At 41.6% G+C, this 21,729-nt stretch carries 13 protein-coding genes and 1 riboswitch; of the genes, 7 read left to right on the forward strand and 6 right to left on the reverse strand.

What is annotated here, in order from left to right; all coding sequences use genetic code 11:
* Positions 1-2 precede the first annotated feature (2 nt).
* Positions 3-2,636: a type I DNA topoisomerase gene (gene topA / locus N475_RS18335; RefSeq protein ID WP_063355963.1), complete on the reverse strand. Its 2,634-nt coding sequence runs from the start codon at positions 2,634-2,636 to the stop codon at positions 3-5.
* A 256-nt stretch (positions 2,637-2,892) separates the two neighbouring features.
* Positions 2,893-7,461, reverse strand: a complete 4,569-nt coding sequence (locus tag N475_RS18340; protein ID WP_155732603.1) for an Ig-like domain-containing protein — start codon at positions 7,459-7,461, stop codon at positions 2,893-2,895.
* Positions 7,462-7,647: 186 nt separating this feature from the next.
* On the opposite strand from N475_RS18340, the gene N475_RS18345 reads away from it, so the two are divergent.
* The 4 genes from N475_RS18345 (at position 7,648) to N475_RS18360 (ending at position 11,704) form a co-directional block, all read left to right on the forward strand.
* On the forward strand, positions 7,648-8,985 hold the full coding sequence (locus N475_RS18345; RefSeq protein ID WP_063365758.1) for a dicarboxylate/amino acid:cation symporter: 1,338 nt from the start codon (positions 7,648-7,650) through the stop codon (positions 8,983-8,985).
* Between the two features lie 136 nt (positions 8,986-9,121).
* Positions 9,122-9,997: an NAD(P)-dependent oxidoreductase gene (locus N475_RS18350; protein WP_063355966.1), complete on the forward strand. Its 876-nt coding sequence runs from the start codon at positions 9,122-9,124 to the stop codon at positions 9,995-9,997.
* Positions 9,998-10,245: 248 nt separating this feature from the next.
* Entirely contained in the window at positions 10,246-10,761 is a 516-nt protein-coding gene (locus N475_RS18355; RefSeq protein WP_063355967.1) for a glutathione peroxidase, read from the forward strand.
* Positions 10,727-11,704, forward strand: coding sequence for a 2-hydroxyacid dehydrogenase (locus N475_RS18360; RefSeq protein WP_063355968.1), 978 nt, complete (start codon positions 10,727-10,729; stop codon positions 11,702-11,704). The genes N475_RS18355 and N475_RS18360 overlap by 35 nt, the downstream gene beginning before the upstream one ends.
* A gap of 64 nt (positions 11,705-11,768) precedes the next feature.
* Here the strand turns inward: N475_RS18360 and N475_RS18365 are convergent, their stop codons facing one another.
* From N475_RS18365 to nhaD, 4 genes are all read right to left on the reverse strand, one after another.
* Positions 11,769-13,094, reverse strand: a complete 1,326-nt coding sequence (locus N475_RS18365) for a sodium-dependent transporter (protein ID WP_063365759.1) — start codon at positions 13,092-13,094, stop codon at positions 11,769-11,771.
* A 123-nt stretch (positions 13,095-13,217) separates the two neighbouring features.
* Positions 13,218-13,748 (reverse strand): DUF924 family protein, encoded by a 531-nt coding sequence (locus N475_RS18370; protein ID WP_063355970.1) that lies wholly within the window; start codon positions 13,746-13,748, stop codon positions 13,218-13,220.
* A 168-nt stretch (positions 13,749-13,916) separates the two neighbouring features.
* Positions 13,917-15,263, reverse strand: a complete 1,347-nt coding sequence (lysC, locus tag N475_RS18375) for a lysine-sensitive aspartokinase 3 (RefSeq protein WP_063355971.1) — start codon at positions 15,261-15,263, stop codon at positions 13,917-13,919.
* A gap of 88 nt (positions 15,264-15,351) precedes the next feature.
* Positions 15,352-15,524: riboswitch (Lysine riboswitch) on the reverse strand.
* Between the two features lie 121 nt (positions 15,525-15,645).
* Positions 15,646-16,893: a sodium:proton antiporter NhaD gene (nhaD, locus tag N475_RS18380; protein ID WP_063355972.1), complete on the reverse strand. Its 1,248-nt coding sequence runs from the start codon at positions 16,891-16,893 to the stop codon at positions 15,646-15,648.
* 158 nt (positions 16,894-17,051) lie between these two features.
* Here nhaD and N475_RS18385 point away from each other — a divergent pair, with 158 nt between their 5' ends.
* The 3 genes from N475_RS18385 to N475_RS18395 are packed head-to-tail and all read left to right on the forward strand — an operon-like array spanning position 17,052 to position 21,642.
* Positions 17,052-18,305 carry a hypothetical protein gene (locus N475_RS18385; RefSeq protein ID WP_063365775.1) on the forward strand — a complete coding sequence of 418 codons (1,254 nt, stop codon included), beginning with the start codon at positions 17,052-17,054 and terminating at the stop codon, positions 18,303-18,305.
* Positions 18,306-18,316: 11 nt separating this feature from the next.
* A complete protein-coding gene (locus N475_RS18390; protein ID WP_063365760.1) occupies positions 18,317-18,868 on the forward strand; it encodes a condensin complex protein MksE in 552 nt (183 codons plus the stop codon).
* Entirely contained in the window at positions 18,865-21,642 is a 2,778-nt protein-coding gene (locus N475_RS18395) for a coiled-coil domain-containing protein (RefSeq protein ID WP_063355974.1), read from the forward strand. The genes N475_RS18390 and N475_RS18395 overlap by 4 nt, the downstream gene beginning before the upstream one ends.
* Positions 21,643-21,729: the final 87 nt, after the last annotated feature.

The raw sequence follows: 21,729 nt of genomic DNA on the forward strand, positions 1-21,729 counted from the left end.
TGCTATTTTTTACGCTTTTTCTCTTCTTCGACCCATTTTCCTTCAACGTATGTTGCCTTCCAGCCTGTAGCCTTGCCGTCAACTTCCGTCATGACATATTGAGATTTAGTTTTGCGAGAATATCTCACTACTGCCAAATTACCATCGCTGTCTTTTTCTGGAGCGTCTGCTAAGTAATAAAACTTAGGAGAAATGCGATCTCTAAATCGTTTCAACTCTGCAACTTTTGGCGCCCTTGTCTCTCGAGATTTAGGGAACGTGTGTGCAGCTAAGAAAATTCCAGAGGCACCATCTCTTAATACAAAGTGTGCTTCTGATTTTTCACACTCTAATTCAGGAAGTGGAACCGGGTCCTCTTTCGGTGGCGCAGGCTCACCACTTTTCAGTAGCTTACGGGTATTCTTACAATCTTCATTAGTACACCCAAAATATTTACCAAAGCGGCCAGATTTAAGCTGCATGTCAGAACTACATTTATCACACTCAATAACTGGGCCATCATAGCCTTTAATCTTAAATGTGCCCTGCTCAACAATGTATCCGTCACATGCTGGGTTGTTACCACAAACATGTATTTTGCGAGTTTCGTCAATCAAGTACGAATCCATGGCGGTTTCACACTTAGGACAACGCTTCTTCTGTCTTAGACTTTCCGTCTCTGCATCTTCAGCATCCGTATCAATAGCTTCATCACCAGAGATTAAGTTCATGGTTGTAGTACAGCGCTCTTTCGGAGGGAGACTATATCCAGTACAACCAAGGAAAACGCCAGTCGATGCTGTACGAATGCCCATTTTTCTGCCACACGTTGTACAGTCAATATCTGTTTCGACCATCACGTTTTGGCGCATCCCACCATCGGCTTCTTCTTTTCCAGCTAACTCTAGTTGCCCAGAGAAATCTGCATAAAACTTATCTAAAACTTGAGTCCACTCGCGCTCGCCCTCAGCGATATCATCAAGGCGGCCTTCCATCTTAGCGGTAAAATCAAAGTTCATCAGGTCATTGAAGTTCTCAACAAGCCTATCTGTAACGATTTCTCCCATTTTCTCGGCAAAGAAACGTCTATTCTCTACTCGAACGTAGCCACGTTCCTGAATCGTAGAAATAATTGCAGCATAAGTTGAAGGGCGACCGATGCCACGCTTTTCTAATTCTTTTACTAAGCTAGCTTCGCTGAACCTTGCTGGTGGCTTGGTAAAGTGTTGTTTAGGATCTAAAGTCACCAAATCAACATTATCACCAACCGACACGGCTGGTAGCGCTTGCTCTTCTTCACTCTTCTTACGCACAGCTGGTTGCACTTTAGTCCAACCATCGAAGCGTAATACACGACCACGTGCTTTGAGGGTGTAATCATTCGCGCCAACAGTAATATTGGTCAAATCATATTCTGCTGGTGTCATTTGACACGCAACAAACTGACGCCAAATTAGCTCATATAGCTTCTTCGCATCAGCATCAACCCCTTCAACGTGACCTGAAAGAACATTTACATCAGAGGGTCTGATTGCTTCGTGCGCTTCTTGAGCATTGCCCTTAGCGCTATACTTGATAGGCGCTTCAGGCAAGTACTTGTCACCAAAATTACCTTGAATGTAGTCTCTACACATTTCAACCGCATCATTTGATAAATTGGTTGAATCTGTACGCATATAAGTGATGTAACCAGCTTCATATAGGCGCTGTGCGAGCATCATTGTCTTCTTCACGCCATAGCCAAGTCGCGTACTTGCAGCTTGTTGCATCGTTGACGTAATAAAAGGAGCACTTGGCTTGCTTTTACTCGGCTTCTCTTCAACTTTAACAACTGAGAGACTTGCCTTTTCGATATCTGCAACCGCCTGCAAAGCTTGCTGTTCGTTAACAGGCTTAAATGCTTGGCCTTGATATTTAGTAACGGCAAAGCGCACATCTGTCGTTGCTAGCTTAGTGTCTGCGTGAATGTCCCAAAACTCTTCAGGGATAAATGCTTTGATTTCTCTTTCACGTTCAACTAACAGCCTCACAGCTACGGATTGCACACGACCTGCCGACAAACCTCTTGCGACTTTTTGCCACAATAATGGTGATACCATAAAGCCAACAACACGGTCTAGGAATCGTCTAGCTTGCTGCGCATACACCATATCAGTATTTAACTGGCCCGGTGCCTCAAACGCTTGGGTGATCGCATTTTTGGTTATCTCGTTAAAGACTACACGTTTATACTTTGATGCATCGCCGCCAATGATCTCTTCAAGGTGCCATGCAATTGCTTCTCCCTCTCTATCCAAATCGGTTGCGAGATAGATATGATCTGCATCTTGCGCTAGCTTAGTCAGCTCTTGAACAACTTTTTCTTTACCTGGTAGCACTTCATAATGTGGCTCCCACCCTTTTTCCGGGTCGATCCCCATTCTTGCAACTAAATTGGCGTAGTCTTTTTGCTTACGATATGCCGCTTTTTCTTCTGGCGACATTTTGCGAACTTCAGCCGGAGATTTGGTTGCAACGCCTTTGGTTTTACCAGCCCCTGACGTTGGTAGATCACGAACATGACCTACACTGGATTTAACAATGTAGTCTTTTCCCAAATACTTATTAATAGTTTTGGCCTTTGCGGGAGACTCTACGATTACTAGCGATTTGCCCATATTTGCCTATTTTGACTAATTCTGTCTGTTGTGCCCTATTGGGCGTTATTATTTATAGGTATATCCACAAACACCTATTGTTACAAGCTTTTCATTCCAACTTTTATCTGAACAGTGATTAATTAAGCAATTTTTGCTCTAAATTTATTCAACTGCTTATCTGGACTTGTTAAAAAGGCGAATATAGCGGATATGTGAGGAAATTCAAGCGTTAATAAAAAAGGGCCCTAAAAAAGGCCCTTTTGTTTATTCAAATTTAACCATTATCTCGAATAGTTATAGTCTTTGTCCGCACAATCGTTTCCCCATCATTCAATGGATCTGGGATTGTAAACGTTACAATTAAGTTTCCTTCAGTAAGGTTGTTAGCAGCGTTTTCTGGCGTGACACGAACGACGGCTTTCCCTCTCTCGACACCGCCACTTGCGTACACCGTGCCAACTAACTCCTGAACAGTAGTCAAGCCATTTTCAGTCGTGATATTGACTGTTGTGCCTTCTGGCAAACTATTTCCATACAGATCTGAATAATAAATCTCAACAGTTACTTGCTCTGTTTCATTGTTGCCATCACCATCAAAATCGCTCAGTACAATTTCATTGATATCACAATAGTCTGCACTTTCTGTTGCCTCTAATCCAAGCAACCCTGCAACAGGCATCAAAACATTGTTTCCGTCTACAACACCAGGCGGGTTAACGCAATCAGCACCAGAAATGTGCGATTTATTTACGACAAATCGCGCATATACAACATCACTTGATGCGACAATTTCGAACTGTTTGCGAATATCAACTAAATCCTTACTACACGCACCAGCTGTCTCTGCTGCTTCTCCACAAAGTAACCCGTTGTATATCCCAGTGGTTGGATCAGCAGGAACCCCATCATATAACCCATTGTTATTTGCATCTAAGAAAGTTTCGTTGTGTCCACCATTACTTAGCGTTGGTTCACAAGGGTCATTTTCAACACCATTGCTGGCATCACATTCTACAGAGTCAAAAACCCCGTTTTGGTTGAAATCAATAAAGGCTTCTGGCAAATCGTCATTAAGCGGCTGGAACTCACCAATATCAAAAATACCGTTTGTTCTAGTTACTGTGTCAGATGAAGGTTTATCGTGGAAGTTCTCCTGACCTTTGGTCGAAGCCAAAATTGTCACACGTGCCCCTCTTACAACTGTTCGAGTACCACCACCAGGTAAATCTACTTGAGTGGGGAAATCGCCAATACATGGTACTGGTTGACCTTGGTAAGTGTCGCAAACATCACTTATCTTGTTTTCCCACTTATCTTCGGTAAATGGCAAAGTACCTTGTGCACGCCATTGCACCTGACACACACCACGTTCTGCAAAACATTGATAAGTTTCCGCGCCACCAGTGCCATCGATGTTACCAACAACGCCACTCTCTGCCAGCACGTTTGCAGCAAGGTCATCTCTTGTTAATTGATTAAACTGATCGCCAAAAAAGACGCTAATATTAGTAAATACACCAACATAGTTTTGTGCATTAAGAATTGTCGTAGCGGGCGCGGCATCAAAACTATCTTGATCAGGTACGCCAGACGATAAAATTACGCCAGACGAAACAGCATTTACTTGTTCATCACCAGGAATTAAGGAGAAACTGGTAATACCATCAGGTAACTCACAGAATTTCAACGTTGGATCAGCTGCACATTGCGTGATTTTAGACTGCCAACACGTAGGGAACTGATTATTCAGCGCCGCTTCCGCTATTTTATCGTCTGGCAGATAACACGCTTCTACAACTAACGCACCAGGTATAACTCCTCCTTCAATGAGTGTCTTAACTTGACCATCACCATCGGTGTTACCTTTATACGTGGTTAAATCTGCTCTGCCGGTTAAATCTGCAAACCTAAATTCCACCTGTTTTTGCATTAACGGTCGGTTATCAGTGTCTATCAACTCAAACGTAATTTCAGAGGTCACTGCAACGCTACCCGTTGCAGGAGGTAAACCTATAAAACGGTTGCTTGCGCTGACATATTTTAAAGATTGCACCGGAGCATCATTTACGAAGAAATTATAAGAGGCAGGATCGGCAGCTGAAATACTCGCCGTAATCGTATCACTGCCTTTACAGCCGCTCGCCCTGTATGTTGAACTTGCAACACCTCTTTGAGTACGTACAGGGTTATCCAGCGAAGCTAATGGGTCACTAGGCTGTTGACTTACACAAACAGAGGAAAAACCAACATCAACAGGTTGTGTATAAAGTGAACTTTCTGCGAAATCACTTTGGGTGAAAACTTTAGCTGTAATAATGAAACTGTCGCCTGACTCTAACTCAGGTAGTGTCTGACCTGGCGTGGTCGACGCGGGTAAATTGGCAGTCAATTGAAGGTACAGTTCTTGGATACCCACCGTAAAGTTTTCTGCAGCGGTTTCACCATCAAACGAGACAGTGACAGTACCAGCACCATCGCTATCTCCAGGTTGCAGCTTTAACAAAGCAATGCCATTTACATCCGTGAGAACTTTACCTGAATTAGGTAAAACCTGACCTTTATCGCTCACTACTTCAATTATTTGATTATCTATTTCTTTGCCATCGCTGGTGATTTTTCCTAGTTTAATAAACAATTCAGGGATCACACTTGAATCAACGCTGGTCACTTCTGTACACCCACCAGCAACAGGATCAATTTCATTCTCAGGGTCATTTCTGACAGCATCCCATCCCTCATTACAGCCAGTAAGCAGTCGAATATCAAAGCTATAATTACCATCGTTAACGACGGCATCACCTACTGAGTGGAATATCACGTCATTCGTACGCAAGCCCTCATATTCGGCATAAACTTGTCCAACACCACTTACCGTTGTAGCCAAAAGCCCTACTTGAGCTTGACCTAATGCATTTGTTTCAGCGCGCCCACTTTGAGGATTCATCGTTGCAACATTGTCAACTGTGAATGTAACTAATGCATTTGGTACCGGCGAGCCATCTTGTGTCAGCGACGCAATTACGGTTCCAGGATTTGTCCTAGAAATTTGGTTGTTTACATTAATATCGTTATTTGATTGATCTTTTATCGAGTCAATTACTAATAACAAACCACCGTCGCCAGCACTTTCAAAATTAAAGTTTCGAGAAACAGTTTCACCACTAGAGGAAGTAAATGTTGCTGTAATGGTACCAGCTCCTTTTACAGAGTTATCTCGCAAAATAATAGTGGCTACGCCTTGCGCATTAGTGAGCACTGAACCCGATGTGGGATCGAGTGTGCCGAAAGAGTTTACAGTGAATTGCACTCTCTGATTACTAAATGCCAAACCGTTTTGAAGTAAAGTCGCTTCTATAGTTAAAGGCGAGTTACCTGAGAGTTCATTTGTTTCTACACCACTTGAATTCTTACCTGAAATCGTTAATCCAAATGCTGATGGAGTGTAGTCAGGGTCACCATCAGTATGGTAAATGTAGCTCTGGGATACCGTCGCACCCGTTGTTGGGTCTGTGAATGTCGCCATGATTTCAGCCAAACCAGTCGCCTGAATAGCAATAAGATCTAATTTAGCCTTACCGTCAGCCTGCGTCTCCACTTCCCCATCAGATGGAACAGTAACCGCCTTTCCACCATTGGTTACCTTAACTATACCGTTGGCAACTGGGTTGTTATTGTTTGTTACTGTTATCTCAACTCGTCCAGGTTTATCTGCATCGATTGGGTTGTCAATGCTGATTGCATTATCTGAATCATCCTTAACGGTCAGCGTCATTTGTAGTCCGCCATCACCTGCACTGTTAAACGTGAAGGTTCGACTTAACTCTTGATCATTATCGGTCGTATAGTTCGCTGTGACACTGCCGGTTCCAGAAATATTATTCTCTAACAAAGCGACGGTTACGGTGCCTTCGCTATTCGTTTTTAGTACGTTTGTAGTAGAGCTCAGCAATGCCTTATCAACTTCAAACGTCAATGGAGCATCTGCGACTGCTTTGCCATTTAGCGTTAAAGAGGCTCTGATAGATATAGGGGTATTAAACGAAAGTTCACTTGTTTCTTGTCCTTGTGCATTGAACCCTAATACCAATAATTCGTATACCTCTAGACCAAAGAATTCGTACCCATCGGACACGTACGCTAGGGTTTGAGTCGTCTCTTCATATTGTGCAGTAATATCGCCTGCGCCAGTCTGCTGTGTCGCATTGACTGTAAAGCTTGCTTGCCCGTTATTATTGGTGACAATTTTACCGTTACTGCTTGTGCTTAGAAGCTCATCGAAAGTAAACGTAATGATTTTATCAGAGATAGGTTGCCCATTGTCTGTCAACGTCGCCATTACTGTTGCAGGTAGTTCACCTGCAAGCGGGTTTTGAGTATTGATATCATTGCCAGAGCTGTCCTTCATCGTGAGAGCAATTTGAATCCCGCCATCACCAGCAGCTGCATATTCAATGCTTTTTGATATAGTTTCACCGTTCACATCTATAGAGGCCTGTATAGTACCAGCACCTGCATTACTATTTGCCACTATACCAACTACCGCAATACCTTGACTGTTGGTCAAAGCAGACTCTGCGCCATTAAATTCAGAGAACTCATCTCCAACAAATTTAACGAGTTTATCTACTTGAATTTGGCCGTCTTTGGTTACTTTGGCTTGAACTTGAATTGGGTTGCTGACACTCAGCTCGGATGTACCACTTTGAGATTCTAGGCTCAATTCCAATGCATAATCATCAGTGTTATCGCCACCGCCATCTCCGGAAGAGTCTCGGTCTATCGAACCTCCACCACCACAGGCGGTTAGAAGGAATATCATAAATATGGTGCTAAACCAACGCATTGAAAACATCCGTAGTTCTCCCTCGCACAATTTTAAATTAGAGTTATTTGCATAATGTTAACCCAAAGCTTGGCAAAAAATCACAATTTTTTCGTAGTGTTGCGCATTTTTTTTTGTTCATTTCGACCCAGCCTGTTAGGCTATAACCATTTTAACAACAAGAAGTTTTAGGGCGTCTCCAAAACTATGACTGATAATAATAAAATTAGCCTAACAACCCGCATCATGTTTGCCATGCTCGCGGGTATCGGTGTGGGCTTTGCATTTCAAGGTATACTCGGTGGTGAGCCCGAGTTTTTAATTCCGCTTGGCTTATTTGATTTACCAATTAGAGGCTTGTTTGTTGACGGCCTATTTCATGTAGGCGGGCAGATATTTATTGCTAGTTTAAAAATGTTGGTGGTGCCACTCGTTTTCATTTCACTAGTATGTGGTACATGTAGTCTAAGCGACCCCAAAAAGCTCGGTCGATTAGGTGGTAAGTCAATCTTGCTTTATTTAACAACCACTGCCATTGCTATCACTGTTGCTATTTCATTAGCGCTATTAGTAAGTCCTGGTGCGGGTGTAGATATGCCAACGACAGCTAGCTTCGATGCCAAGGAAGCACCGACATTAGCACAAGTAATCATTGGTATGTTCCCAACTAACCCAATCGATGCAATGGCTAATGGCAATATGTTACAGGTAATTGTATTTGCACTATTATTTGGCATTGCAATGGCGCTTAGCGGAGATGCTGGTAAACGCGTTGCCCTTGTCTTTGATGACTTGAACACTGTCATTTTGAAGCTTGTAACACTACTTATGAATCTAGCGCCTTACGGTGTATTTTGTTTGATGGCAAAATTATTTACCGATATTGAAATGCGTTTAATAGTTGAGCTTGGTAAATATTTCTTAGTAGTTGTCGCAGCTCTTTTCTTCCACGCACTAGTCAACTACTCAATTATGCTAAAAGTTTTAACGGGTCTAAGTCCTGTCAAATTCCTAGCTAAAATGAAAGATGCATGTATGTTCGCGTTCAGTACATCAAGTTCTAGTGCAACTATGCCTGTCACATTAGAAACGGCTACAAAGAAGCTGGGTGCTAATAATACAGTAGCCTCTTTCACTGTTCCGCTTGGTGCGACGATTAATATGGATGGCACAGCTATTATGCAAGGTGTTGCCACTGTTTTCATCGCACAAGTATTTGCAGTTGACCTGACACTGAGCGATTACTTAATGGTCATTTTAACAGCAACTTTAGCATCTGTTGGCACGGCAGGTGTTCCCGGTGTCGGTTTGATTATGCTCGCAATGGTCCCCAACCAAGTGGGTCTGCCTGTTGAAGGTATTGCCATCATTATGGGTGTAGACAGACTACTAGACATGACCCGTACTGCGGTTAACGTTACGGGAGATTGTATGGTGACCTGTGTTGTAGCGAAATCCGAAAATGAATTGAATTACAACGTATTTAATGACCCAAATGCAGCGAAGGACCTTGAAGAAAACTTATCTGCTTCAAACTCTGCTTAACCTAGTCTCTTCGGGCAGTAACAGTCAACGTTACTGCCCTTTTCTTCATTTTATCAACGCCTCGTAATATTTTTGCTACAAAAATATTTTTCATAAGATACAATCATCTGCACTAAGAGCAATTGGATTGTTAAGCATGACATCAAGCACAAAAAATGTAGCATTTATCGGTTTAGGTGTAATGGGCTTCCCTATGGCCGGGCACCTTGCAAACGCAGGTCACAATGTAACTGTTTATAATCGTACTTCAAGCAAATCAGCGTTGTGGATGAAGTCTTACAATGGAAAATCGGCAACAACCCCAGCATTGGCAGCGCAAGATGCTGATGTAGTATTTATTTGTGTTGGTAATGACGACGATCTTCGCCAAGTAACCACAGGGGAAGAAGGCGTCCTAAAAACGATGAAATCTGGAACCACACTCGTTGATCACACAACGGCATCTGCTGACGTCGCCAGAGAGCTATTTGCAATATGTGAAACTCAACAGGTTGGGTTTATAGATGCCCCCGTTTCTGGTGGGGAAGCTGGTGCAGTCAATGGCCAATTAACAATCATGTGTGGTGGCAATGTAGATGTATACGCAGCAATTGAGCCTATTATGGCTGCCTATGCAAGGTTCTCAAAGTTATTAGGTGATGTAGGCTCTGGGCAAGTCGCTAAAATGATGAATCAAATCTGTATTGCAGGCGTCGTTCAAGGCTTAGCAGAAGCACTTCAGTTTGGCAAAAATGCCGGAATCGATTGTGAATCAGTCGTCGAAGTTATCTCAAAAGGCGCAGCCGGAAGCTGGCAAATGGAAAATCGACATAAAACCATGCTTGATGACCATTATGAGCACGGCTTTGCTGTAGATTGGATGCGTAAAGACCTTGCAATAGCGTTGGACGAAGCAAAGAAAAATGGCTCCACTTTGCCGCTAACGGCGCTTGTTGACCAATTTTATGCTGATGTGCAAAAAATGGGAGGAAACCGCTGGGACACTTCTAGTTTATTAAAACGCTTAGTCTAGTCTAATCCCCTCTTTTAAACATTGGGTCCATAAAACTGGTACCCAATGTTCCCAATATTATTTCAATTCGACAACAATATTTAACTTTGATTAAATTTAAACCTGTGCTGACATAAAATTGTCCTAAATGGCTGCTATGCTTGAACAATGGAGGGATTTTTACCTCATTAGCGATGAGGAGAGACCTTAAAGTTGAGCCCACATGAATAATATTAATAAAACTCGTTTTATGCACGGAGCCTTTCAATATGGATAATATTTACAGATACAGTGTTAAGTTACTTACAGGAGAAACGCTCTCTCTTAAGTCACTGCAAGACAGACCTGTACTGATCGTCAATATTGCTAGCAAGTGTAGCTTTACCCCACAGTTAGCCGCACTAGAAAAAATGTATCGCAAATATAAGCACAGCGGTTTAGAGATTATCGCTTTTCCATGTAATCAATTTGGCAAAAATGAACCTTTGGAAAATGAGATGCTGCGAGAGTTCTATCAGTCACACTTCAGCTTAAGCTTTAAGGTCTCAGAAAAAGTACTTGTGAATGGGCCAGATGCTCACCCCCTATTTAACTATTTAAAGTCACATACGCGTGGTATAGCACAAAACCGTGCTGTAAAGTGGAACTATACTAAATTTCTTATCGGGCGAAATGGAGAGCTCTTATCTCGTTACGCACCGCGCACTAAGCCTGAATCCTTGAAGCAGATTATTGAGGGCCAGTTACACCATGAAAGTAGCACTATTCAGTTCGCAAAAGTATGAAAAACCATTTTTCAATGACGCCGTTAGCGCCTATCCAAATCTAGATATTGCGCATTTTGAACATGCGTTAAGCATGGAAACTGTTTCTCTCGCTTCAGGTTATGATGCGATATGTGTGTTCGTAAATGATGATGTAAATGCTTGCGTATTAGCAGAGTTAGCCGAGTTAGGTGTCAAATTTGTAGCTTTACGATGTGCAGGCTATAACAATGTAGATATAGAAGCGGCCCATGCACTTGGTATTCAAGTAGTACGCGTACCAGCCTATAGCCCAGAGGCCGTTGCTGAGCATTGTATCGCACTGATGCTGACATTAGCCCGCAAGACTCACAAAGCCTACAATAGAGTAAGAGAAGAGAACTTCGATTTGAACGGGTTACTCGGCTTTAATATTCACAACAAAACGGTAGGTATCATTGGCTGCGGTAAAATAGGCCAATCCTTAGTTTCAATTTTGAATGGGTTTGGTGCTCACACATTGGTTTTTGACCCAAATATTGGAGAAGGTTCTTACACTAAAGTCTCTTTGCAAATGCTATTTGAGCAAAGTGACATTATCTCCTTACATTGCCCGTTGACAGATGCCACTCATCATCTGCTAAATGACGAAGCCTTTGACATAATGAAACCAGGCGTAATGGTAATAAATACAAGCCGAGGTGCACTGATAGATACGCAAGCCTGTATTAAAGCCTTAAAGTCTAAGAAGATAGGATACTTGGGTTTAGACGTATATGAACAAGAATCAGAGCTATTTTTCAAAGATCGAAGTGAAGATATCATACAAGATGATGATTTTATTCGTTTAAGTGGCTTTCCTAATGTATTAATTACTGGACACCAAGGTTTTTTTACCAAAGAGGCGCTTGTTGAAATTGCTTCAACAACAGTGGAAAACTTAAATATGCTCGACTGTGGTGAAGAATCACCGAATAGTGTTTAAAAAACAGCCATAAAAAAGCGCAGCCTCAAAGTCTGCGCTTTTTTTGTCTCTATATATTTAGCCTTTACTTATTGAAAACAACGTTTACAAATACGGCTGTCATTAATATGGGGCAAACAAACTTCAAATACTGTGCAAACCAGTACTGTTTACCGCCTGTTGCTAAAAGTAGCTGATTACCTCGTCGCCACATCCAACCAACTGTCAAGAAGTAGAAAAGCCCCATTAGCGGTAGTTGATAACGAGTAAATACATTAATCACCAAACCGAATAACCATTCGAAGTTCAAGATAATTAAACTCGAACATACTAGAATCACCAAAGTAACAATCCAAGTGGCTGATTTACGTTTCATCCCATGGTTTTCAACTAGGAAAGATACAGGTATTTCAGTAGATGAAATAGTTGATGTTAAAGAGGCGATTGACATCAGGACAAAGAATGTGAGACCAACCCAAATACCAATTTGCCCCATGCTTGCAAATAACTCTGGTAAAATAGCGAAGATAAGTCGACCTTCACCTACCAGCTTGCCATCTTGGAAAACTTCAACACCATTTTGTTGAGCAACGAAAATGGCGGGAATAATGAGTAACCCTGCTAAAAATGCGACACCAGTATCAAGCATTGCTACGCTAAAAGTCAGCTTAGGCAGATTTTCATTGGGTTTGAGGTAAGAGCCATAAATCATCATACAACCCACACCCAAAGACAGTGAAAAGAAAGCTTGCCCCATCGCCGCAATGATCAGATCCGGATCAGTAATTTTACTAAAATCAGGTATTAAGTAGGCTTTAAATCCTTCGCTTGCGCCTTCAAGCGTTGCCATGTAAGCAATCAAACATACTAAAAGTAATAATAGAACAGGCATCAAACGGCGAGACCAAATTTCAATGCCAGACTTAACCCCTTTCAATATAATTGCAGCTGTCAGCAGTAACATCAGAGGCGTAAATACAAAGTTGCGCATCATGGAGTCACCAGTTAGAAACTGACTTACTGCATCTAAGCCCATAAAGGTTGTCACAGGCTCAATAGAATGAGCCAACATCCACCCAGCAACAATAGAATAAAAACTCAGCATGACAATGGCGCCACCGAGGCCCAAGTAACCTGCCCCAGCACCTACTTTTGGGTTTCTCTCTTGCCATGCCATTTTAAGTGCTTTAACAGGGTTAGCCTGTGCTTGGTGACCAAGGTATAACTCTGTATACAACGCGGGTAATGCGAGTAAGAAGATGACGATAAAATATGCAAGCAAAAATGCTCCACCACCATGATTGGCAGCTTGTGTGGGAAAACCCCAAATATTTCCTAACCCAACAGCGGCGCCCGCTGCTGCAAGAACAAAACCAAGTCGGCTTTGAAAACCATCACGTACCTGAGCCATAATTTAACGCTAATATAATTATTGTTTTAGGTCCGCGATTATACCCTGTTAAACGAAAAATGCGAGTATACAGGTTCCGATATTAGAACCTTCTAAACCACGTTATTACACAAATCGCAATAGTTAGAAGCTCGAACCTGGCTGCTGTAAAAACTCTATCTCTTCGTCAGTTGATATTCTTCCCAAGATTTCATTTCGATGTGGATATCTGCCAAACCGATCAATAATCTTTTTATGAGCTAATTCAAATTCATAGTTCGGAAGGTCACGAAACAATTTCTCAGCTTGGAGGTGAATGTATCGACTCTCGCTGTGCATAAAAGGCATATACAAAAAGCCAACTTCAGTGTCATTGAGCTCTTTATCATAGCCTTTCTCTATCGCATGCTGCGCCAGACACAATGCCAATGTATCACTTGAAAACGCGTTTGGTGTATCACGAAACATATTTCTAGAAAACTGATCTAGAATGATAATTTCACATAACGCGCCTACCGGACTTTGACGCCAAGTAGCTAATTCTCCATTGAGTGCTTTGGTATGTAACGTAGAGAATTCTTGAGACACTTTTTGATCAAATGCTGCTGACTTTTGCCACCAGTCACTTTCAGAACAGGTAACAAACCAAAATTCATATACTTGCTGATACTGCATTGCCCTCTTCCTTACTCGAATTGGTCTACGTTCTAGATTGCCACCAGACTAAATTTATTGCAACTTTATCACTAATTTTTGTTATAAATTTATGTACTAGCTCTTATGGTTGGGGGCTGACCAAGCACTAAGGGATTGTGCCTGGTCGAATAGGAGTGAGTTAGGACTCTAAGCTGCTTCAAGCAATTTTTGATGTATAGACTGCACGACCAAATCTGACTTATTTTGTTCGACCAAGAAGCATAAGTTATGACGACTTGCACCATGGCAAATCAATCGAATATCAAACTCTGAAAGCACATCAACTAAGCAATCTTCTCCGCCTTGTAATTGAATCTCAGAGCCAATCATAGCAACCAGAGTTAAATTATTTTCTACTGTCACATGACAAAAAGCGCCGAGCTCATCCAAGCATGCTTGATCAAGCTCTGGTCGCGTAGCATTTGGCGCGTTGTCTAGAGTGAGTGCCACACTAATTTCAGACGTCGTAACAAGATCGACTGAAATATTATAGTTGCTCAGTATTGTAAATATCTTCGCTAAAAAGCCACTAGCCAGAAGCATTTCGGGGCTTTTTAAAGTCAGTAAGATTTGGTTTTTACGCTGTGTTACTGCTCTAATACCTGATTGAGATGTCGTTTCTTTTTCGATCCACGTGCCACCCTGCTCCGGTGCTTTACTCGAACCTACAAATACCGAAATACCCTTACGGCTGGCTGGGAGAATAGTAGCTGGATGCAAGACCTTCGCACCAAATGTTGCCATCTCTGCGGCTTCATCAAAGCTAAGTCTTGGAATTGGCTTTGCTTTGTTACAAAGCCTAGGGTCAGTGCTAAAAATACCTACCACATCAGTCCAAATATGCACACTTTTAGCACCAATAGCTTCTGCAATTAGAGCAGCGCTGTAGTCTGATCCACCACGACCTAATGTGGTGGTTTGTCCATATTTATCACTGCCTATAAAGCCTTGCGTGACAACGACGTTATCATCCAGTAACGGAACAAGTAAATCCGATGCGGCTTTCTCTGTGGCAGCCACATCAGGCGTTGCTTTTGAAAAGTTGCTGTCAGTTTTTAACACTTCTCGTACATCAAAACGTTGAGTACTCACGCCTAAATCGCGTAAAACCTGAGAAAATATATAAGACGAGAATCGCTCTCCAAAGCTTAAAATTTCATCACACTGTTGTTGATCTAGTGCTGGTAGTTGAGCAAGTTGTTTAAACTGTTCGGCTGTAGTGTTAAACCCTTCTTGCAAATCTTCATCAAGTGTTAGATGCGCTAGGATATTGCCTTGAATTTGCATCACTGACTCAACAAGCTCGAGTCTTTGTGCTTCGTTAGACTTTTGCTGTACAAGCGTAACAAGATGATTAGTTACGCCAGCACTAGCACTAACAACAACAACTCTAACACTTGGATCGTCATTGATTATTTGCGCGCAACGATGCATGGCTGTAAAGTCGGCCACACTGGTACCACCAAACTTTGCAACAACATACTGGGAATTCATTTTATCTCCTTTCGACAGTCAATGAGACTATCTTTCAAAATAAGGAGAACTAACTTGGCAAGAGGAAGAAATGTTTAATTGTAAGACCACTGCCAGAAGCTCTCCACCAAAAACGGTGACAGTTCAGAGGATTCAACCTCTAAAACCGAAAAGTCATTGCCACGACCAATTACTTTCCTCGGCGAATACTACCCTCGCTTGTTGTCTTCGGATGTCGTGTCCTCAAACAAGCTACCTCAGCATCGCACCTCTTCTGTTTATTTTGCTTGTTCAAACATGAACATAAACAAAATAAAAACCTGCTACAAAGAGCAGGCTTTTAAAAACTATCTTTTAGACGTCTAGGTGTCAAGTATTTTTGTATCCTAAACTTCAAAAAGATTTAAATCATCTGGCCCATGTAAAATGAGCCTGCATAGCCAATGGTATATGCAACCAACAAATACAGCGCCATTTTCAAATAGCTTGTAAAAGTGAGCGCTTTTACCTTACTCATAGCAATGATCCCCGCAGCAGAGCCAATGATTAGCATTGACCCCCCTACGCCCGTTGCATAGGTAAAGGTTAACCATTGTTGTGGTGTCATTTCTATCTGCGCTTTTAACAGTGCTGCTGTTAAAGGCACGTTGTCAACAGCTGCGCTTAGTAGCCCGACCAAGTAATTTGCATACTCTGGCGCTAAATATTGGTAAAGCTCAGTAAACATGTTCAGCACACCGACTTCTTTCAGAGCGCCTACCAACAGCAACACACCTACAAAAAACAAAAGCGTGTCATATTCTATCTCTCTGATATAGTCGATTATCTTTTTATTGACGTCCTTTTTACGCATTAAAAACTGTGCAACTAAAAACATCAAAGACAGACCAAATAAAAACGTGAGCATAGGCGGCACTTGATACTGCACACTCAGGTATAAAGTGGCTAGTACTGTGGACATAAAGATTACGGCAATTGTGATGTCTGTTTTCTCAATACGACGCAACTCTTGTTTGGTAAAATTGAGTTGCTCATTCATACCTATTGACAACATTGCAGCCAGCGCAAAAACGCTCACCATTGCAGGCACAACCAACAATAGTAAGTCAGGAATGGTAACTTTACCCGCTAAGAAAATCATCAGTGTTGTAACATCACCCGTGATTAGGGAAACCCCGCCCGAGTTAACGCTAAAGATAATAAGTGTGGCATACTTAACAAGCTTCTTTGTATCCAATTTCAAAGACATGACCACAGCTAACGAAATTAGCGTTGCGGTAATATTGTCAGAAATCGAAGAAAATACAAAAGCAAAAGCGCCAACTAGAAACATCAGCTTTCGCTCGCTTATTTGCTCGGGCATGATCCTATGCACTATATTTTGTATAAATCCTTTCGAGTTCAAATACGCGACAAATGTCATAGCTGCCATCAAAAATAGCCACAAGGTGGCGATTTCTAGAATGTTATGATCTAGCTGGTGTTGTATAGTTTCTGAGCTTTCGCCATGAATTGGAGATATAAAAGCGATAATCCAACATAAAGTGCCAAAAAAAAGGGTCGTTTTGGCCTTGTTTACATGGATAATATCCTCTATAACGATAAGCACAAAAGCTAACGCTATCAGGGTTAGGATTATGGAAGTGACCATACGCGTAAACAACCTGTAATCAAATGTAATTTTTGTAAAGGGTGGTGTAAATCGGCGCGGAGTCTAACACTATGAGCGAGTGACTGCTATCAGTAATTACACTTTATTGCAAAATTGTGATGGCAGCCTGTCACAAAAATGATACAAACTGGAAAGTTATGATCCCAGCTAAAAAAGTACTGAGTACGCTAAATGAGCACTGGAGCGTTTTAGAGCTGCTATTTAAGCGCTTTAAAATGGCTGATTTCAGTATAAAAGATGTACAAAACATTATAAAAATTAGAAACCCGAACTGGTCAAGTGAACGGGTTTTTAGAGAAACAAATCGATTATTAAATCAAGAGATAATCATTCCACTTGCTAAATCATCACAGCTTGAGATTAATCGAGCAGTCGCTGATTTTGCTAGCTTTTTATTACAAGAAGAGCACCTAGGTCTTGCTGAAGAGATCACCGTATTAGTTAAAGATTTGCAACGTTTGGGAGAAAGGTTGTCTCAAGCTGGTAATGAAGGCGACCACAGTGAACTGAGACGATTCAGCAGGATCATGGATGAAAGAGTCAGAAAAATTGTAAAGCTATACCAACACAATGAAAGTGCGATTCTTAACCTTGTTGAGCAAGCAAAGTCAGATCATAGCAATTTATCACTTAAGCGACGCTATCAGGCGGTTATAGAAGCATTCGATGAATACATTGAACCTATGCTCGAGATGGTGGACATTCATGGGCCATTTCACGCTTGTTTTAGTAACATAGAGGCGTCAATTAGCGAGCAAATAGATCAAATTGAACAGCTGGGCCGGGGCGCACAAGACAAGCGCATGCTTGAGCAATTGAGAACACGTATTCTAGATATGCACTTAATTGGCCGTGAAAGCTTAGGTAAGAGCGCTGATATGCTTATGCCACTGCGTGAAGAGTTAAGAAGAAATACGCTTATTACAAGGCAAGCCGCCAAGGTATTAGGCCTCATTCGTAAAAATGGCGTAGACTCCATGTTAAGCCCTGTTCAGCCTGACTTCGTTTCAGACATTCAGCGTTTTAATTTAGGTCAAAAAAGGCATATGGTTGCATATATGGCAAGTTTGGCTGAATTTGAACATGAAGAATATCAATTACCAGATCACCAAGATATACCAGCATATCAAAGCCCTAACATTCCGGATTATAGCGATGTCAGAATGTCATTTGCGTCAAGTGGCAAAAAGCGCACCGCATTGCTAGGGTTCTTAAGTGATGCCTACCCTAGTTTAGAAGCAGATGAAATGCTGTTTCTGTATCAAAAACTGATTAGCGATCCTGAATTAACGGTCTCTCAGTCTGATGCACAGGAAACTATGCAACTAGCAAACGCTAAAATCAAACTTTACCCGTTCAGTGCAACAAACTCTGAACAACCTAAAGAATAAGCACGAAATACATGACGAATATTAACCTTAATGAACTCACACAGCTGCAAGCTATAAACAAAAAGCTTGCCAGTGGTTACCATATTAGCGAACAAGATACGACACTGTGGCAAGAACTCGATCAACACATTGAATCTTATCAAGCTCTATTTGCAGCGTTAGGACATGACTTGCAACACGATGGACGTGGTTTTTATTATCTTGCAAGTGACGAAAGTACCCCGAATATGGGTAAGATCAGTCGAGCTATAGCCCTTACCGTATTCATTTTAATTGAGTATTACGCTAACCAAGGTAAAGACCCGCTTCGCGCACTCTTTGACGAGAATATTGACCTTGAGTTAATGCAAACCCTAATTCAGTTAAACAAACACTTGTTTGATCAGTTAGAAATATTTTCAGGGTCAGACCTACGTAAGGATGTATTTCTGCGCATGCTTCGATTAGGTCTGTGCAAAGAAGCTGAGCAAGGCTTTTTACTTCTAGCCCCAATCTATAGATACATCGACGCTTTGATGGAAGTAAATGAAGACAATTTTGATGCGCTAGAGGAAGAAGTATGAGCGAACTGTATGGTTTAAGTAAACTTGCACTATTAAACACGGCAGGTTACGCAAAGTGCGTAATTCCACTGGACAAAAGTGCTTCAATCTGTGCTCCAAACAACACCGGTAAAAGCTCAGTTATAAATGCGCTTCAATTTCCTTTGGTAAATGACTTACGCCTAACAGAATGGGATGGTCACGATCTTGAAGAAACGCGCAAGTTTTACTTCTCAAGTGATCAGTCATATATCCTGCTTGAAGCCAACTTACCTCATGGAGATGTGGTAATTGGTGTCGCCGGCCTTGGCAAAATTGCCGGCTATGCCCATCAGTTTTTCTGCTACAACGGCAAACTAAATTTGGATGACTTTACTGAGGGTAAAAGCATCATCAAATACACTAAGCTGTTTAATCACCTCGATAGCAAAGGCTACAAAGCAATTGAATTAAAAGCGGCCGAACTCAATGCTTTGCTTACAGGCGGCGCAACACCATATGACGGTGACATTAACTTAAAAATGATTCCGTTAAACAATGTGCAAGATGCTGCCATTTATAAAGAGATATTTAGGCGAATTCTAAACTTACACAAACTTGGCGCCCATGACGTAAAACGCTTTATGCTTCGAGTATTTGAGCGACATATGTCAAACTCAAAAGTAGACTTTTATGAAGTTTGGCGACGTGCTTTCGACAAAGTAAACCGTTCAAAACGCGAGCTTAGCGCACTTGAATCAATGCAAGAGCCTATTGGTGCTCTTGAGCAGATGATCGAAAGTGAGGCGACAATAAAAGGGAAATTGGCCGCGTACGCACCAAAAATTGACCAAGCTATTATCGCATTTGATGAATACCAAACTTCGCAAATAGATGAATTAAACGAACAGCTAGAAAACATTGAGCACGAAAAGCGCGAATTTGAGCAAAAGCAACAGCTATTTGTGCAACAATCGCGTGATATAGAACGCAAGCAAACACAAATTGAACAATGGTTTATCGACTACAACGCACTTAAGTCCGAATTTGAGTTAACTAATCATGCAACGCTGAAAACTAATTTAACACTGCTTAAAAAAGAGTATGAACAGCTATCTTTCTCAATCAATAGCGCGCAAGGTCAAAGTTTACATACGCTTGATTACAGAATCGGAGAAACTCAAAAGCAAATTAAGAGCTTAAAGCTTCAACTTAAGAATCTAGAGTTTAATCTATTTACTCGCATGCGTGAGGATCTATCTCTTAAAGAAGTGGAAGAGATCTCGAGGATCCTAAACCCAGATCTACTGTCATTCGCTACCACCTCACAAGGGGAGGTAAATATTCATGACGAAGACGTATTTGCTGACTTTTTAACTGCCCTTTCTAACGCTGTTAAAGGTGGTGAACTTCAATTACCAGGTGCAACTATCAAGTTGAAAAAGCTTGCACCGGTACAAATGCAAAGTGGCGAGAATAAATCTCAGCTACAGGCACAGTTAGAAGCATTACAACGCTCTTTAGGAGAGTTAAAGCAACAGCGCGAAGTAGCTGCAAATGTGGCCGATAAGCAGCAGGAACGTGATAGCCTTTATCAAGAGTTAATGGCTACAGAAGATGCTTTAAAACGTTTTGAACAGTTCCAAACAATGCAGCAGTCTGTTGAGGCACAAACGGCGCTCAAAGAACAGTTAGGTGCTGAACGTGAGCAGGTAGATGAATATTTGCAAGACGTGCAGCGCAACGCTGGATCTATTTCTGATCGTCGATCTATTATCAAGAGCAAGCAAGATCTAATTGTAAGACAGAGCGATAGACTTAAGCAGGTTAAATCTGAACGAATTGACCATACTCTGTCTATTTACGAAGGAAAGCAAACTCCGTATCCAATTGATGTCACCATTGACTTCGACAACTTATCTGAAATAGTTCATCAATTTAACAAAGATTGCCAAGAACTTAGAAACTTGGATGTTAATGTCCGTAATACTTATTTGCACATATACAACGCAGGTATTACTAAATTTGACAACGAAACAGACGAATCGACCAAGTACGCTAAATTAATCAGTGCCTACCACAACATCGACAATGAAAGAGACGCCGTAGAACGACAAGCTCGGGTAGCATTAACTGAAGTCGCAGCAACAATAAAGGGACTAAGAGAAGATTTAGACCGTTTACGCCGCGAAATGAACAGCTTTAATAGAGGGATTAGTCAACACCGAATATCCAATTTAAAAGCATTCAAGATTAATGTTATTCCTAGAAAGATGTTGGTAGAAAGTATCGACACCATTATCAGTACCTCGGAATTGTATGAACAAGGCGAAAGTTTCGACCTACTTAGTGATGCTCCAGCCGATGAGAAAGCTGTTAATGAAGCAAAAGATCACATTATCAAATTGGCCAGTGAAAAAGCGGGTCTGACCCTTACAGATCTATTTGATATTCGCTTCGAAGTCGTCAATCGCGCCGGCGATACAGAGCACTTTGATAAAATTGATTCTGCTGGCTCCAATGGTACGCGTATCACGATTAAGCTATTGTGCGGTATGTTATTCATTAGATACTTGCTTTCTGATCAAGAACAAGCGCTTTATCGTATACCAATCTATATTGATGAAGCAGCCGATATTGACCCTCAGAACCAAAAGGCGATAATCGAAACAGCACTAAGCTTTGGCTTTGTGCCAATATTTGCATCAGTTAAACCGCAGATCAGTTGCGACTACCTTGTCCCTATCCGCAGTGTAAACCAAGGAAGCCAAAACTGGGTGGACGAAAAAGACTGGATTGAAGTGGAACATTCTTAGTAAATTATGGTCTTACAGTTAGGGTCTGCTTTTTGTTAAATCAGTAATTACATTTAATAAAATCAGGCCCCAATTTGTTTTAAAAGG

The sequence above is a fragment of the Pseudoalteromonas luteoviolacea DSM 6061 genome (assembly GCF_001625655.1).
GTDB classification, from domain to species: domain Bacteria; phylum Pseudomonadota; class Gammaproteobacteria; order Enterobacterales; family Alteromonadaceae; genus Pseudoalteromonas; species Pseudoalteromonas luteoviolacea.

Bases quoted from the DNA above. Each gene is read 5' to 3' on its own strand.
- lysC (WP_063355971.1), bottom strand. From the start codon at position 15,263: ATGAATTCCCAGTATGTTGTTGCAAAGTTTGGTGGTACCAGTGTGGCC.
- N475_RS18360 (WP_063355968.1), top strand. From the start codon at position 10,727: ATGAAAGTAGCACTATTCAGTTCGCAAAAGTATGAAAAACCATTTTTC.
- N475_RS18345 (WP_063365758.1), top strand. From the start codon at position 7,648: ATGACTGATAATAATAAAATTAGCCTAACAACCCGCATCATGTTTGCC.
- N475_RS18355 (WP_063355967.1), top strand. From the start codon at position 10,246: ATGGATAATATTTACAGATACAGTGTTAAGTTACTTACAGGAGAAACG.
- N475_RS18365 (WP_063365759.1), bottom strand. From the start codon at position 13,094: ATGGCTCAGGTACGTGATGGTTTTCAAAGCCGACTTGGTTTTGTTCTT.
- N475_RS18385 (WP_063365775.1), top strand. From the start codon at position 17,052: ATGATCCCAGCTAAAAAAGTACTGAGTACGCTAAATGAGCACTGGAGC.
- N475_RS18370 (WP_063355970.1), bottom strand. From the start codon at position 13,748: ATGCAGTATCAGCAAGTATATGAATTTTGGTTTGTTACCTGTTCTGAA.
- N475_RS18395 (WP_063355974.1), top strand. From the start codon at position 18,865: ATGAGCGAACTGTATGGTTTAAGTAAACTTGCACTATTAAACACGGCA.
- N475_RS18390 (WP_063365760.1), top strand. From the start codon at position 18,317: ATGACGAATATTAACCTTAATGAACTCACACAGCTGCAAGCTATAAAC.
- nhaD (WP_063355972.1), bottom strand. From the start codon at position 16,893: ATGGTCACTTCCATAATCCTAACCCTGATAGCGTTAGCTTTTGTGCTT.
- N475_RS18340 (WP_155732603.1), bottom strand. From the start codon at position 7,461: ATGCGTTGGTTTAGCACCATATTTATGATATTCCTTCTAACCGCCTGT.
- topA (WP_063355963.1), bottom strand. From the start codon at position 2,636: ATGGGCAAATCGCTAGTAATCGTAGAGTCTCCCGCAAAGGCCAAAACT.
- N475_RS18350 (WP_063355966.1), top strand. From the start codon at position 9,122: ATGACATCAAGCACAAAAAATGTAGCATTTATCGGTTTAGGTGTAATG.